General features: G+C 73.5%; 23 protein-coding genes. 18 read left to right on the top strand and 5 right to left on the bottom strand.

Annotation, left to right across the window (positions count from 1 at the left end):
* Window positions 1-121 precede the first annotated feature (121 nt).
* Window positions 122-742: a pyridoxamine 5'-phosphate oxidase family protein gene (locus JQN84_RS14050; RefSeq protein ID WP_204958776.1), complete on the top strand. Its 621-nt coding sequence runs from the start codon at window positions 122-124 to the stop codon at window positions 740-742.
* Between the two features lie 58 nt (window positions 743-800).
* On the opposite strand, the gene JQN84_RS14045 is transcribed toward JQN84_RS14050, so the two are convergent.
* The 3 genes from JQN84_RS14045 to JQN84_RS14035 form a co-directional block, all read right to left on the bottom strand.
* Window positions 801-1,388, bottom strand: coding sequence for an HAD family hydrolase (locus tag JQN84_RS14045; RefSeq protein WP_307821209.1), 588 nt, complete (start codon window positions 1,386-1,388; stop codon window positions 801-803).
* Between the two features lie 72 nt (window positions 1,389-1,460).
* Window positions 1,461-1,613 (bottom strand): hypothetical protein, encoded by a 153-nt coding sequence (locus JQN84_RS14040; RefSeq protein ID WP_204958775.1) that lies wholly within the window; start codon window positions 1,611-1,613, stop codon window positions 1,461-1,463.
* Window positions 1,614-1,762: 149 nt separating this feature from the next.
* Window positions 1,763-2,407: a TetR/AcrR family transcriptional regulator gene (locus JQN84_RS14035; protein WP_204958774.1), complete on the bottom strand. Its 645-nt coding sequence runs from the start codon at window positions 2,405-2,407 to the stop codon at window positions 1,763-1,765.
* 130 nt (window positions 2,408-2,537) lie between these two features.
* Between JQN84_RS14035 and JQN84_RS14030 the strand changes: the two genes are divergently transcribed.
* Both JQN84_RS14030 and JQN84_RS14025 read left to right on the top strand, forming a co-directional pair.
* On the top strand, window positions 2,538-3,083 hold the full coding sequence (locus JQN84_RS14030) for an SRPBCC family protein (protein ID WP_204958773.1): 546 nt from the start codon (window positions 2,538-2,540) through the stop codon (window positions 3,081-3,083).
* Between the two features lie 51 nt (window positions 3,084-3,134).
* Window positions 3,135-3,497 (top strand): hypothetical protein, encoded by a 363-nt coding sequence (locus JQN84_RS14025; RefSeq protein WP_204958772.1) that lies wholly within the window; start codon window positions 3,135-3,137, stop codon window positions 3,495-3,497.
* A 263-nt stretch (window positions 3,498-3,760) separates the two neighbouring features.
* Here JQN84_RS14025 and JQN84_RS14020 read toward each other — a convergent pair whose 3' ends face one another.
* Window positions 3,761-4,978, bottom strand: coding sequence for a tyrosine-type recombinase/integrase (locus JQN84_RS14020; RefSeq protein ID WP_204958771.1), 1,218 nt, complete (start codon window positions 4,976-4,978; stop codon window positions 3,761-3,763).
* The gene (locus tag JQN84_RS14015) at window positions 4,978-5,379 is read right to left on the bottom strand and encodes a hypothetical protein (RefSeq protein ID WP_239485289.1); all 402 of its coding nucleotides are present in this window, start codon (window positions 5,377-5,379) and stop codon (window positions 4,978-4,980) included. Before JQN84_RS14015 ends, JQN84_RS14020 begins: the two co-directional genes overlap by 1 nt.
* A 220-nt stretch (window positions 5,380-5,599) precedes the next feature.
* Between JQN84_RS14015 and JQN84_RS14010 the strand changes: the two genes are divergently transcribed.
* The 15 genes from JQN84_RS14010 to JQN84_RS13940 are packed head-to-tail and all read left to right on the top strand — an operon-like array spanning window position 5,600 to window position 13,137.
* Window positions 5,600-5,869 carry a helix-turn-helix domain-containing protein gene (locus tag JQN84_RS14010; RefSeq protein ID WP_204958770.1) on the top strand — a complete coding sequence of 90 codons (270 nt, stop codon included), beginning with the start codon at window positions 5,600-5,602 and terminating at the stop codon, window positions 5,867-5,869.
* A complete protein-coding gene (locus tag JQN84_RS14005) occupies window positions 5,866-6,993 on the top strand; it encodes a hypothetical protein (RefSeq protein ID WP_204958769.1) in 1,128 nt (375 codons plus the stop codon). Before JQN84_RS14010 ends, JQN84_RS14005 begins: the two co-directional genes overlap by 4 nt.
* The gene (locus JQN84_RS14000) at window positions 6,993-7,712 is read left to right on the top strand and encodes a hypothetical protein (RefSeq protein ID WP_204958768.1); all 720 of its coding nucleotides are present in this window, start codon (window positions 6,993-6,995) and stop codon (window positions 7,710-7,712) included. The genes JQN84_RS14005 and JQN84_RS14000 overlap by 1 nt, the downstream gene beginning before the upstream one ends.
* Window positions 7,709-7,957, top strand: a complete 249-nt coding sequence (locus JQN84_RS13995; protein ID WP_204958767.1) for a hypothetical protein — start codon at window positions 7,709-7,711, stop codon at window positions 7,955-7,957. The genes JQN84_RS14000 and JQN84_RS13995 overlap by 4 nt, the downstream gene beginning before the upstream one ends.
* Window positions 7,957-8,247, top strand: coding sequence for a hypothetical protein (locus tag JQN84_RS13990; protein ID WP_204958766.1), 291 nt, complete (start codon window positions 7,957-7,959; stop codon window positions 8,245-8,247). Before JQN84_RS13995 ends, JQN84_RS13990 begins: the two co-directional genes overlap by 1 nt.
* Window positions 8,244-8,471, top strand: a complete 228-nt coding sequence (locus tag JQN84_RS13985) for a DUF6011 domain-containing protein (RefSeq protein ID WP_204958765.1) — start codon at window positions 8,244-8,246, stop codon at window positions 8,469-8,471. The genes JQN84_RS13990 and JQN84_RS13985 overlap by 4 nt, the downstream gene beginning before the upstream one ends.
* Window positions 8,468-8,707 carry a hypothetical protein gene (locus JQN84_RS13980; protein ID WP_204958764.1) on the top strand — a complete coding sequence of 80 codons (240 nt, stop codon included), beginning with the start codon at window positions 8,468-8,470 and terminating at the stop codon, window positions 8,705-8,707. Before JQN84_RS13985 ends, JQN84_RS13980 begins: the two co-directional genes overlap by 4 nt.
* Before the next feature lie 4 nt (window positions 8,708-8,711).
* The gene (locus tag JQN84_RS13975; RefSeq protein ID WP_204958763.1) at window positions 8,712-9,125 is read left to right on the top strand and encodes a hypothetical protein; all 414 of its coding nucleotides are present in this window, start codon (window positions 8,712-8,714) and stop codon (window positions 9,123-9,125) included.
* Complete coding sequence (locus JQN84_RS13970; protein WP_204958762.1) at window positions 9,122-10,528, top strand: hypothetical protein; 1,407 nt, start codon at window positions 9,122-9,124, stop codon at window positions 10,526-10,528. The genes JQN84_RS13975 and JQN84_RS13970 overlap by 4 nt, the downstream gene beginning before the upstream one ends.
* Entirely contained in the window at window positions 10,521-11,432 is a 912-nt protein-coding gene (locus JQN84_RS13965) for a hypothetical protein (protein ID WP_204958761.1), read from the top strand. Before JQN84_RS13970 ends, JQN84_RS13965 begins: the two co-directional genes overlap by 8 nt.
* The gene (locus JQN84_RS31390) at window positions 11,429-11,710 is read left to right on the top strand and encodes a WhiB family transcriptional regulator (RefSeq protein WP_204958760.1); all 282 of its coding nucleotides are present in this window, start codon (window positions 11,429-11,431) and stop codon (window positions 11,708-11,710) included. Before JQN84_RS13965 ends, JQN84_RS31390 begins: the two co-directional genes overlap by 4 nt.
* On the top strand, window positions 11,707-11,928 hold the full coding sequence (locus tag JQN84_RS13955; protein ID WP_204958759.1) for a hypothetical protein: 222 nt from the start codon (window positions 11,707-11,709) through the stop codon (window positions 11,926-11,928). The genes JQN84_RS31390 and JQN84_RS13955 overlap by 4 nt, the downstream gene beginning before the upstream one ends.
* Window positions 11,925-12,575, top strand: coding sequence for a 3'-5' exonuclease (locus JQN84_RS13950; RefSeq protein ID WP_204958758.1), 651 nt, complete (start codon window positions 11,925-11,927; stop codon window positions 12,573-12,575). The genes JQN84_RS13955 and JQN84_RS13950 overlap by 4 nt, the downstream gene beginning before the upstream one ends.
* Entirely contained in the window at window positions 12,575-12,958 is a 384-nt protein-coding gene (locus tag JQN84_RS13945) for a hypothetical protein (protein WP_204958757.1), read from the top strand. The genes JQN84_RS13950 and JQN84_RS13945 overlap by 1 nt, the downstream gene beginning before the upstream one ends.
* Entirely contained in the window at window positions 12,958-13,137 is a 180-nt protein-coding gene (locus JQN84_RS13940; protein ID WP_204958756.1) for a hypothetical protein, read from the top strand. The genes JQN84_RS13945 and JQN84_RS13940 overlap by 1 nt, the downstream gene beginning before the upstream one ends.
* Window positions 13,138-13,210 lie beyond the last annotated feature (73 nt).

Here is a 13,210-nt window from a genome sequence, read left to right as displayed (position 1 = left end):
GGGTGCGCCGGTACCCGCCGCCATGGGGGACAAACCGGGCTCGCCACGCCCGCCTAGGCTGACGTACGGCGGCCGGTGCTCCACCGCCCGCCACCGGGACCAACGGACGGGGGAGGCGGACGTGACGGCGGAGATCACCTCACACGAGGAGCTACGCGCGCTGCTGGGGGCACCGATGCCCCGGGCGGCGGCCAAGGAACGCACGGTGCTGCACGAACGGGACCGGCAGTGGCTGGCCGCGTCGCCGTTCTGCCTGGTCGCCACGGCCGGCGCGGACGGCAGCTGCGACGTCTCCCCCAAGGGCGACCCGGCCGGCTTCGCGCTGGTGCTCGACGACCGGACGATCGCCATCCCGGAGCGGCCCGGCAACCGGCGGGCCGACGGCTACCGCAACATCCTCGACAACCCGCACGTCGGGCTGATCTTCCTGATCCCCGGCCGGACGGACACCCTGCGGATCAACGGGCGGGCGAAGCTGGTCCGCGACGCGCCCTACTTCGACGACATGCTGGTCCAGGGGCACCGGCCGGTGCTCGCCGTCGAGGTGGCCGTCGAGCAGATCTTCTACCACTGCGCGAAGGCGTTCCTCCGTTCCGAACTGTGGCAGCCGGAGACCTGGCAGCCGGACGCGCTGCCGTCCCGGGCCCGGCTGGTCAAGGAGGTGGAGACGCCGTCCGAGAGCCTGGCCGACCTGGAGCGCTACTACGGCCCGGCGTACGCGGAGAAGCTCTACCGGGGGTGACGGCGTCCCCCGGGCCGGCGGTGAGCCGGTGCCGCCGGGCCGGATCCCCGGCCCCGGTTCAGCGCTGCCAGGGCGGCGGGACCCGGACCGAGGTCATGCCCGCCGCCGTCGCCGCCGCGACCCCCAGGTCGGTGTCCTCGAACACCAGGCACTGCTCCGGCGGTACGTCGAGCAGCCGCGCCGCCATCAGGTAGCACTCCGGGTCCGGCTTGGCCCGCGTGTAGTCCTCCGCACACACCAGCACGTCGAACCGGTCGAGCAGGTCGAGCGCGGACAGGGAGGCGGTCACCGACTCCCGGGTGCTGCCGGAGACCACCGCGAACGGTACCCGCCGGTGTGCCCGTTCGATGTGCGCCAGCACCCCGGGAACGGCGGTGAGCTGCGGCAGGAAACTCTGGTAGGCGTCCTCCCGGCGACGGGCCACCACCTCGACGGGCATGGCCAGCCCGTGCCGCTCGTTGAGGTCGACGACGATGTCGGCCACCGGCCGGCCACCCCAGGCGTAGAACAGGTCCTCCGGCAGGTCGCAGCCCCACTCGTCGAGCGCCGCCCGCCAGGCCAGGTGGTGCACCGGCATGGAGTCGACGATGGTGCCGTCGCAGTCGAACAGGTAGGCCCGGAAGTCACCGGGCGGCAGGGGCAGCACGGGCCCAGGATAGTCACGGCGGGACCCGCCCCCTCGCCCGCGCCGGCTCCCGCCGGGCGGCGTGCTGGCCGGTCAGCGGTCCGGGTCGGTGCGGGTCAGGTCGCGCAGCGCGTCCTGCGGGGCGGCGCGGCGCAGATAGTCGCGGCGCATCCGACGACGGTCACGCCGGCACCGGCCGCACGACCAGGGCAGCGGCCACCACCGGCCACAGAAGGCACATCTCATCGAGGGGTCCCATCCTCGTATGCGTACGGTAGCCGACTGTTGACCTTAGCCGTACCGGACAACGGGCATCGACCGGTGCCGTTGCGGCGGTGGCGCCGCGTCCCGTCCCGGCGGCCGGTGGCGGTGGTGGCGTGTCCCGTCCCCGGTGCTCAGCGGCCGAGAAGGTCGTCGATCTCGTCGTCGAACAGCAGTGCCGGATCGAACCCCATGCCGGCGAAGTGGCCGGCGAGTTCGAGCGACAGGACGCCGTGCACCCGCGTCCAGAAGGCCAGCGCCTCCCTTAGCGTCGCGGCCGGCACGGTCGGGTCCGTGACCCAGCCGCGATGGTCGTCGAGGTGGGTCTCGATCCGTCGCCCCGAGGGCGGGACGTCGCGGCTGCGGTAGGCGTCGACGATGGTCGCCATGATCTCGGTCGAGATCGCGGTGGTGTCGTCGGGGGCGTGGTAGCCGGGCACGGGCGTACCCCAGATCAGCAGGTAGCGCTGCGGATCGTCGAGGGCCCAGGCGCGGACGGTGTTCGCCAGCCCGGCGACGTCCGCCCCGGCGTCGGCGGCGGCCCGGAGCGCGTCGGCGAGGCTTCGGTACGCGTCGCGGATCAGAGCGGTGATCAGCTCGTCCCGACTGGCGAAGTACCGGTAGAGCGCCGGGCCGCTCATGCCCAGCTGCTCGGCGATCGCCTTGAGCGACAGCGCCGACACCCCGGTTGTGGCGAGCTGTTCCCAGGCCCGCTGCTTGATCTCCGCCCGCACCTGGGCGCGGTACCGCTCACGCGGACCGGTCACGTCGGCACTCATGGACCACCCCTCCACCGCTGCTCTCACGTTAGTTACAGGCTATCACCATCGCTATTGACCGAAGCTCGCGTTGGTTATAGCCTGTAACCACAGCGACACAAGGTCGCAGAAGTGAGATAGGTGGAGACAAATGGCAACGACCGCGAACCAGCCGGTGATCACCTGCGACGGACAGGGCGTCGACCCGGCGGCCCGGATCCGGTACCGCACCGAGACGCTCGTCGACGCGTCGCTGTACACCGTCTGGCACCTGCAGACCGACGTCGGGAACTGGCCCTCCTGGCAGGCGCCGGTCACCTCCGTCACCCGCCTCGACGACGGCGAACTGCGCGCGGGGTCGGCGTTCCGGTGGACCACGCCCGTCCCGGAAACCCCGATGACCCCGGCCACGACGCTGACCATCACCTCGACCGTGACGCACCTGACGCCCTACCGGTGCGTCCGCTGGGCCGGCCCGGGAGTCGGCGACGGCCTGCACATCGACAACGGCGTTCACGTCTGGACCTTCACCGAGGTCACCGGCGGTGTGCTGGTCCGCACCGAGGAGACCTGGACCGGCGCCCAGGTGGAGGCCGACGTGGCGACCTCCACCGCCTACCTCGGCTACGGGCTGGAGGCGTGGCTGGCCGACCTCAAGGCCGCCGCCGAACGCACCGATCCGGCCGCCCGCCCCTGAACCCCGGCGGGGACCACCCGCCGCCCGCCCTCGTACCGGAAGGAACCCGCCATGCCCCCCGCACCGACGACACCCACGCCCCCGGGCGTGCTGCCCCGCTCGCGGCCCCTCGTCAGCAGCGCCTGGGCAGCTGCCGCCCTCGTCGCCGGCCAGTTCGCCATGGTGGCCGTCGTCCCGGTGGCGATCACGCTGGTCACCGTGTTCCGCCACGATGCTCTGCGCCCGCTGCGGTGGTGGGCCGGCGCGCTCGGCGCGGCCTACGGGGCGGGACTGGCGCTCTGGGCGATCGGCCCGGACCGCGCCCCCAGCCTGTCGAAGAACCTCCACCCGGGACACGAGGTCGTCATCGTCGTCCTCGGCATCGCCCTCGCAGTCGCCTACCACGCGCTACGCGGACGCCCCGGCACCCGGTGACCGGGGCGGGCGGAGTCGCGCCCGCAACGACGGGGAAAGGCCGTCCCGGGGTGGCTCGTCAAGGGTCGCAAACAGGAAAGCCCAGGTCGGTTGACCTGGGCTTTCTCACCGAGCCGCCTGACGGAATCGAACCGTCGACCTACGCATTACGAGTTTCCCGCCAATTACTGAACGGGTCTGATGGGGCCTGATCAGGCCACGTTCCGTCAGCGCCATTCAGTGTCATTCAGACCCGTTCAGTACACGGATCGGTACACGGTTGATCATGCTCCGGCCGCGCCGAACAGGTGCCCGCCGAGCTTCTCCACGGCTGCGGCCATCAACTCCTGAGCGCCCTGGGTGTACCCGCCCGTCGTCCGGATGTCCCGGTGACCCAGCACCTCCTGCACCACCCGGATGTCGACCCCCTGGGCCAGCAGCATCGTTGCCGCCGAATGCCGCATGATGTGCAGTTTCTTGTGCGGCACCCCGGCCTCTGCCAGAATCGAAACCCATTCGTCGTAATCGTCGCGCGGGTCGAGTAGTCGGCCGTCCTCGGTCGTGAATACCGCGTTATCGGCATTCCATTTCCCACGGAACGCCATCCGCTCTTTCTGCTGCGCTTTCTTATGCGCCTTGAATGCGGGCAACAACTGCGGAGGAATGGGAATGGAGCGGCGCGACTTGCCTTTCGTCTTGACGAATTGCAGGCCACCGCCGGACCGTTTCGGGCACTCGGCACCCCGCTTCCGTCCACAGGTCTGTCCACAGCCGTGCTCGAAGATCCGCCGCCGCAGCTGCCACCACACGTGCAACACCCCGCCGTCGAGGTCGACCAGGTCCTGGCCGTCAACGCGCCACCGCAGCCCGATCGCCTCGCCCTGCCGCAGCCCGAGCGCGAACGCCACCGACCAGCGGACCGAGTTGCGGCGCCGCCGCGCTACCTCCAGGACCTGTCGGGTGTAGACCTCGGCCAGGGCTTCCACCTTGGCGTCGTCGACGGACGGCGGGTCGACCAGCCGCGCGACGTTCCGCACGACGTGGCCGCGCCGCATGGCGATCTCCAACGCCCGGGACAGGATGCGGTGCACCTTCAGCTGGTGCGATGGTGCCTTGCCCGCCTTCGCCATGGCGGTGTAGATCGCGTCGAGGTGCTCCGGGGCGAGCTTGTCGAGCCGCCGGCCGCCGTGGTCCGGGTACACCCAGTTCCGCATCTTGCTGCGGTAGTCGTAGACGGTGCCCGGGTTGCAGCGGCGCGGGGCGATGGTGTCGAGGTACGTCTCCATCCACTGCTGCACGGTGAGCTTCCCGGCCTTCGGCACGGCTCCGGCGGTGCGCAGCTGGTCGAGCAGCTCGTCGGCGGCGTCCTCGGCTTCACGCTGGGTGGGCCTGCTGATGTGCCGCTGATCCGGCCGGCCGTTCGGCTTGGTGCCGACGGTGACGTAGGCGTGCCAGTAGCCGTCCTTCCCCTGCCGGGCGGTGGGCCGGCGCCGGCGGGCCATCAGTCGACCTCGCTGCGGGTGGACCGGGCCAGCAGCCGGATGGTGTGCCGGATGGCTTGCTTCTCCGTGTCGCTGACGGCCGGGTCGCGGAGCCGGCGGCCGAGCGCGCGTAGGTCCGGGTCGTCGGTCGGGTCCGGCTCCGGCTCGCGGGCGTTGTCGGTCATGCCGAGTGCGGCGCTGGCCGCCGTCAGGGGGATGTCGAGGCCGGCGCAGAACTGGGCGACCTTCTCCCACCGGGGTAGGCCGCCTTCGGTGGTCTGCCAGCGGTGGAACGTCGACGGGGGGATCCCGGTCGCCGCCTTGATCTGGGTGTCGGTCATGCCGCGGTCGCGGGCGTCGCGGAGTGCCCGGCCGATGAAGCGGGCGAAGCGGGCGCGGGCTACTGCTGGGGTGACGGCCACCCGTCCAGTGTCGGTCCGATTCGCGGGACGGTGCTCCGTTGGCCGGGAGTGCTCCGACCTGCGGGAGTGCCGCCAGGGGTGGCGGCGCAGGGGCTGGGTTGCCGCCGTTCGCGGGCGGTAGCAACGACTCATGTCGATGATGCTAGTCGGGCGCGTTCAGTCGAATATCCCCCGAACGTATGACGTGCTCCCATGAACAGGAGCGTGTACGGTCACTCCCATGAATCGGAGCGAGCGCGTTCAGACTCCGGCCCGTCGGAGCGACGAGATCCCCGGCCGGCTCGCCTACAGCGTGCCGGAGGTGGCCGTTCTGCTCGGCGGCGTCACGGAGCGGTACGTCTGGAAGCTGATCGACGGCGGCACCGGGCCCCTGAGGTCGTTCCTGCTCGGCAAGCGGCGGGTCGTCTATTACGAGGACCTCGACACCTTCGTTCGCGAGTTGCGCGAGGACGAGCAGCGGGCCCGGTCCGCAGCAGCGGACGCGGCATGAACGAGCGGACTGTGACCGCGTCGGGTGGCAGCGGCAACAACACCGGCGGCGGCGCCGGCACCGGATCGGGCAACGGGTCCGGGTCCGGGTCCGGGTCGACGAACACCGGCGGCGGTGCCGGCACCGGCCCGAAGGTCGCCACGCTGTGGACGTTGGCCTGGCTGGCCGGGTTCTGGTGGGGGTTCACCCACCCGGCCGAGGCGCTCAGGGCCGCCTGGCGGGGAGGCGACCGGGTGAACACCGTCGCCTACCCGTCCCCAATGAAGAACGCGGGTCGCCTTGTCGGAGGCGACCCGCGCATACCGACCCCATTGCTCTTCGAGGAGGACAAGGTCGTGAGTTCTGATCGTAACCCCCCGCGCGGCGCGGCTCGGCTACCAGTGACCCCCGGTACGACGCCGGGTGGTTTGCCGGAGTGGCCGGAGCCGGTGACACCCAGCATGCCGGCGGGGTTGCCGGCCCTACCTAGCTGCAGTGGTGCCGCTGCCGTCCGCTACGAGATCCAGCGTCCCACCGGTGGCGGTGCATGCAACCTGGTGGGCGCGATCAACGTTTGCCAGGGACACAGCGACGGCGCATTGGCCGCGGCCTCCGAGGCGGGTTTCCGCCTCGTCCCGCTGGACCAGGATGTGTCCTCCCGGCCCTGCGGCAGCGGGATGGACTTCACCGGGGAGCACCCCCGGGCACTGACCCGCCAGGCCGGTTCCGCACCGGCCCCGGTGGAGGGGCAGCCGGCGGGCCGGCGGATCGCCAGGGCGAACACGATGCGGGAGCTGTCGCGGCTCTGCTACGCCGTCGACCAGCCGGCGCTGCCGGCCCCGGTGATGGTCCGGTTCATCGACGACACCGGGCCCGACCGGGTGGTGATCGTACGGTGCGACACGATCGCCGAGGCCGAGGCATGGGCGGAGCGCTTCGACGTCCTTCGGGACGCGCAGGTCATGGACACGATCGCCGAGAACGGTCACCGGGTGAGGGTGTTCACGGCGTGGACGCAGTGGCGGGGGCTGTCGCTGGTGATGTCGGCGGTGGTGCCGCCGGACGGGTGCCCGGTCCCGGCCGGCCCGCGGCCGGCACCGGTGGACCTGTCGACGTACGAGGCCCTGGCCGAGGTGTCGGTGTGATGGCCACGGTGATCGCGGGGCTGCGGGCTACGGGCCCGGAGGTGGGGGGTCTGCTGCTGGCGGTGCTGCTGGTGGCGGTGGCGGTGCGTTGGCAGCGCTGGTGGGACGCCCGGCGCGCCCGGGTGCAGCGGCGTCGGCGGGCGGAGCGGCTCGCGGCGTTCCGTGCCCGCCGGGAGGCGGCGGCCGCGCGTTCTGCTGCGGCCCGCGCGGCCCGGCCGGTGCGCCCGGTGGTGCCGGTCGGGCCGGTCCGGGCCCGGCCCGCGCCGGTGCCGGTGTTCGCCACGGCCGCGGCTGCGGCGGTGCCGGTCGTCGAGTCGACGTTGCCCCGGGCCGGGGAGTCGGAGTTTCCGCGGGCGGTCGATCCGGCGCTGGTCGGCCGGCCCCCGCTGGCCGCCGAGCCTCCCGTGCGCCCGTCCCGGTCTCTGCCGTCGGCGGCCGACCGGCGGTGGTCTCCGGCCGGCGGGTTGGCGGCCGCGCTAGGGGGTGTCGTGGTCGTCGCCGGGCTGGTGGTGGCGCTGCCCGGGTCGCCGGGCCCGGGTGCGCTGGCGGGTGTCGCGGTGCTGGTCCTCGGCTGGCTCGGTGCGGTGATGGTGGCGGTGTCGGTGGGGCAGCGGCGGGCCCGGGCGGGCCGGTACCGGGGTCTGCACGCGGCGTCGGTCCCGCTGCACAGCCGTGGTCGGTGCAGTGACTTCCTGGTGATCCCGGAGGCCCGGCGATGAGCCGCGGGCTGACGGTGCAAGACGTGATCACCCTGCTGCTCGGCCTCGCGGTGCTGGTGCTGGCCGTCGCGGTGTGGCGTCTGACCGACTCCGGCCAGGCCGACGTCGGCGAGGTGACCCAGGAACTGCCCGCTGCCGATGAGGTCGGTGAGGTCGTCGACGAGGTGTGGTTGGACTTCTACACCACCGCGCCGCGTAGTCGGTGGCGCCGCTGGCGGCATCCGGACCGCAGGGAGCTGCGGTGATGGCGACCATCGTTCCCGTCGTTGACTTCCTGGTCGCACGCCCGGGGCTGACCGCCGTGGTGGTGCTCGCGGTGGCGTGTGCCGTGGTGCTGGCGTGGATCACGGTGCTGCTGGGTGCCGACCGGCACGACCGGGTGGTGCGGGTGGTCGGGGTCGCGCCTCGGCCTGCCCCGCCGCCGGCCCGGCCCACCCGGCCGGGGCCACCGGTCAACGCGATGCTCGCCGCGTATGTCGCCCGGCGGGCCGCTGAGTCGACGGCGGCGCTGAATGCCCGGGCTGGTCGACCGTGACGAGCACTGAGCCGGTGCTGTGCCGGCTGTGTGACCGGCCGCTGCGCACGCCCGTGTCCCGGGCCCGGCGGATCGGGGCCGGGTGCTGGCGCAATCTCCGGGCCGAGCTGCGTGCACAGCGCCTGCCGGTCGCCCTGCCCGGCATGTCCGGGCGGGGCGGCCCCACCCAGACCGGCCCGGACCTGCTCGACGACCAGGACCAGGACCAGGGGGTCATGCCGTGACCAGCAAGCCTGGCCGGCGGATCTGCTCGCGGTGGGATCCGGACCCGGACATCGGCGTGGACCACCGCTTCCGGCAGACCTGCCGTACCTGCCTGCGTGTCGGCGAGGCCGGCGACGCCAACCACACCCCGCCCCCGCCGAACCCGCGCCGATCCCGTATCTCGCCCGCTCTCGCCGCCGCCGCCCAAGCGCGCGACGCCGCGATCCTCGGCGAGCGCGACCCTGATGAGGAGTAGGACGATGACCGACCAGACCGCCCCGCGTCTGCTCACCGACGAGCAGCTGCGCCGGGCCGCCGCCGGCCGGCCGGGCTACGCCACCTACCCGGAGTACGCGCCGGGCGGTCCGGAGCGCCTCGGCCAACTGCCCCGGATCACCGCCCGCCGCGCCGGCCGGCCGCCGGCCGCCGCCCCGTTCAGCGCGGTGACCGGCCCGGCCGAGCCGGTCCGGTCCGCCTGCCCGGAGCCGGCCCCCGCCGACGCCCGGGTGCTGTACGGCTTCCCGCCGTGCCTGATCGAGGACCGGCCGTGGTGGCGGCGGCGCTGGCACTGGGCCGTGATGGTCACGGGCGGCCGGCTGCGGCAGGGGTACGCGTGGACCCGGGCCGGTGCCCGCCGGCGGACCGCCCGGATGATGCGGCAGGCCCCGCGGTGAGCCCGGACGTCGTCGCCCTGATCGACCGGTCCACCGAGGAAGCGGCCCGGGCCCGCGCCGACCGGATCCGCCAGGGGCTGCGCGACTACCTGGAGACGGTGGCCGAGTTCGCGCTCGCCTTCGAGCGCGGCGACTGGCAGGTCCTCGGCTACCCGAGCTGGCAGGCGTACCTGGACGGTGAATACGGGGCGGACCGGCTCCGGGTACCGGAGGTGCACCGCACCCAGGCGGTGGCCACGCTGCGGCACGTCGGCATGTCCACCCGGGCGATCGGTGCCGCGCTGAACATCAGTAAGGCCACGGCGGCCAGGGAGGTCGCGTCTGTCTCAACTGAGGCAGACGACCTCCCGTCCACCGTCCGGTCCCTCGACGGCCGGCAGCGCCCCGCGACCCGACCGACCCCGCCGCCGCCCCCGGCCCCGGCCCCGGTGGTCATCGAGGAGCGCGGGCCGGCACCGGCCGAGCGGGTCTGGATCGCGACCGCCCGCAAGGGCATCGCCGCACACGCCATCAAGTCGACCCTGTTCACCCGCTGCTCGCGGGCTACCCGCACCGGGCTGACGCTGACCGCCCAGCAGGCCGCCGACCGGTGGCAGACGACCTGGTGTCGCACCTGCTGGCCGGAACAGGAGACCACCCGCGTCGCGGCGGGTGCGTCCGAGACCCACGACCCCCGGGCCTCGGACACGGCCGGGGCGGAGTTTCGCGGCTCCGCCCCGGCCACCGACACCGACCCGCTGGCCGGGGTCGGCCAGGACTACGAGACCGACCCGGCCCGCCGCATCGCCGCCGTCGCGGCAGTCGCGCCGGAGTTCGTCCAGCCGGTCGCGGCCGGCACTCACACGGCCGCCGGGGCTGACACGGGCCCGGCGGATGGAGCGGCCGGCGGCCCCGACGCCGTGGACGCCGGTTCGCCGGTGGCGCGCGACGCCGACCATGCCGCTCCAGCCCTCGTCCCGCCGTCGACTACTTCCCCGGTCGACGGCGGGACGGGGGTAACCCCCGGGCTGGGCCTGGTGACGATCGCCCGGGTACGTGCGGCGCTGCATCACCTGCGGGCCGTCGGCGGCCGCCGCACCGCGCCGCACCGGTACGAGCTGCCGTTCGCCTCGACGGCACCGCCGCTGCACCGCGGCGACGCCCTTCCGGTCGACGTCGTCGACGTCGAGTGGTTCCGGCCCACCGACGTCGGTATCCGGTGGCTCGCCGGCGGCGGCCGGTACGAACCGGTCGGCGGCACCGACTTCTACCCGGCCAGCGTCGACCAGGCGTTGGACGTGCTCTGCGCTTTCGGCATCCTGCCCGCCCGGATCTCCAGCCAGTTCGCGGCCGGAGTCCAGGTCGGACTACGGGGCGGGGACGCGATCGACGGCGAGATCGTGGAGGTGGTGTCGCGTGGCTGATCTGACCGTGTACGAGGGCTGGCGGCGGGTGCCGAGCGGCTTCTACTCCCGGACGCAGTTGGCGGATCTGGACCTGCCCCGGCTGCCGGGCGGTCCGGTCCGCGCGTACGTCGACGCGCCGAACTGGCGCGGACGGCGGGAGGTCGTCGAGCTGTACTCCCTGGCGGAGGCGACGCCGTCGCCGGCGAGTATCTGGCATCTGGAGGCGGCCCGGGCGCGGGCCGGGGCGGGCCGGGTGTGTGAGGGGTGCGGGGCCCGTCCGGACCGGCCGGTGCCGGTGCTGGGCGACGTGGCCGGGGCGGATCACCTGGCCGGGGGTGAGGCGGACGCGTCCCGTCACCTGTGCCTGGCGTGCGCCCGGGCGGTGCGGCTGCGCGCTGCGGTGGCCGCTGCCGCCGGGGCCCGGACCGAGGCCGCCCGGTGGGCCGCCGAGGTGATCGCCGCCGGGCTGCCGGTGATCCGCTGCACCGAGGTGCTCCGCCCGCCGGCACCGTCGGGCCGGCGGAACCTGGCCCCGGTGGCGCTGCGCGTCGACGCCGTCGACGCCGTCGGCACCGAGCTGCTCCGGGTGACCATCCGCCTCGCCGGTCCACGGGTGAAGGCGGTGCCCGCCGACGCGGTCGACCCGGCCACCGTGGACGAGCGGATCCGGCCGCTGCTGACCGCCCGTGCGGTGACGTGGCGGGCTGAGGAGCTGACGCCGCTGCTGTGCCGGTACTACCCCGACTGGCGCACCCGGCCCCGGGTGGTGCCGTACGCGTTGCGGGAGCGGGTCACCTGGTGGCGTGGCGAGGTCGACCCGGACAGCCTCACCGTCCGGACCGCGATCGACCCGGTGACCGCCGACCGGACGCTGCTGATCCTGCGCCGTATGGCCGCGGCCGCCACGGCAGGTGAGGCGTGACCGGCGGAATCATCACGGTCATCGAAGCGGTGCCCGGCTTCCTACGCGACCGGACCGTCCGGCCGGCGTGCGTGGACGCCGATCCGGACGACTTCTTCCCCGAGCCGGAGTCCGTGGCCGCGGCGGCCGCCGTCCGGGTGCTGTACTGCCAGGGCTGCGCGGTCTACGGGAAATGCCTCGACTGGGCGCTGAGCCAGCCGGTCGACAAGCTGCACGGCCTGTGGGCGGGCACCAACCAGGGCATGCGCCGCCGGATGCGTACGCAGAGGGCGCCGTGATCGCGCCGGCCGGCCGGTGGCTCGGCGCGAGCGTCGTGCTGGGCCGGCCGGTGCCGGTCGCCGCACCGTATCCGCACATCTGCCGAATGACGGTGACCGGCCTGATGACCGGCGTGGTCTACGTCGTCGAGCGCCGGCAGTGCGCCGCCTGCGCCCGACCCCTCCCGCTCCCGACGCCGCCGACGTCGGACCCCATCGACCCCATCGAGGAGACATGACCAGCAGCAGCACCATCGTGGCTCTAGACCTGGAGACCACCGGCCTGGACCCGGACCGCCATCACATCTGGGAGATCGGGGCGATCGTGCGCGACCACCGCGACCCGTCCCTCGACGGGGAGTGGCACTGGCTGCTGCGCCCGAACCTCGCCCAGGCCGAGCCCCGAGCGCTCCAGATCAGCCGCTACTACGAGCGGGCCTGGCCGGTGCAGGACCCGGACCGGCAGGGGTACGCGCTGCGGCTGCCCGCCGAGCACGGCAAGCCGCACACCAACTGGACCCGGATGGCGGTCGCCCGGCGACTGGCCGAGCTGCTCGACAGCGCGAACCTGGTCGGCATCAACCCCGCCTTCGACGCCGGGTTCCTCGGCCGGTTCCTCCGGTCGCACTGGCAGACACCGACGTGGCACTACCACCTCGTCGACGTCGGCGCGCTGACGCTCGGCTACACCGCCGCCCTGTCCCAGGCGCTCGGCCGGCCGGCCCCGGCCCTACCGTGGCGCATCGACGACCTGGCCACCCAGCTCGGCGTTCCGGTCGACCCGGCCGCCCGGCACACCGCCATGGGTGACGCCCGCTTCGCGCTGGCCCTCTACGACAAGATCATGACCGCCACTGCGGCGGACGCACCCGGGGCGCTGGCCTGATGGGCGAGATCGTGTTGATCGCCACCCACGACCAGGCCGTGCACGCCATCCGGCAGCGTCTGGAGCGGCCCGGCACCGACCAGCTGCTGCGCGGTGTCGTGCTGCGCGTCCTCGACATTCACCAGCCGTACCATTCCAAGACCAACGCGCCGGACCCCGACTGCGGCGGCTGCGACGGTGGCGGATTCATCGACAGCGAACCCGAGGACGGTGGTCCGCCGGTCCGGCGTCACTGCCACTGCTCGTGCCCGTGGTGTACGGGATGCGAGGAGCCGCTGTGCCGGGGCGTCTGCCCAACCGTCGCGGCGATCGCCGAACGGCTCGACCTGACGTCCTCCGTCGCCGTGCCGAGCGAGGGCCGGCCAGCGGGCGGTGCCAGCTGATGCGGCCCGAGATCCTGCGGTTAGTCATCGGCCTGGCCGTGGCGGGCGCGCTGCTGCTGGCCTACGCGCGGATGGTCACCGGCCGGTTCTGGTCCGCTCTGGCGGGTTTCCTCGCTCTGCTCGTCGCGGTGGCCGCCGTGGCGGTCGTGGTCACGGAGGCGCTGGGGGTGCTCCCGTGACGGAAGACCCTCCCGAACCACCCCACCCGTGACGGCGCTTCCCGCCGCTCTGATCGTCCTGCTCAACCTTCGG

It is taken from the genome of Micromonospora humidisoli (assembly GCF_016900955.1).
In the GTDB taxonomy this organism is placed as follows: Bacteria; Actinomycetota; Actinomycetes; order Mycobacteriales; family Micromonosporaceae; genus Micromonospora; species Micromonospora wenchangensis.
The sequence above is the reverse complement of the archived record's forward strand: the minus strand, read 5'-3'. Positions and strand labels throughout refer to the sequence as shown.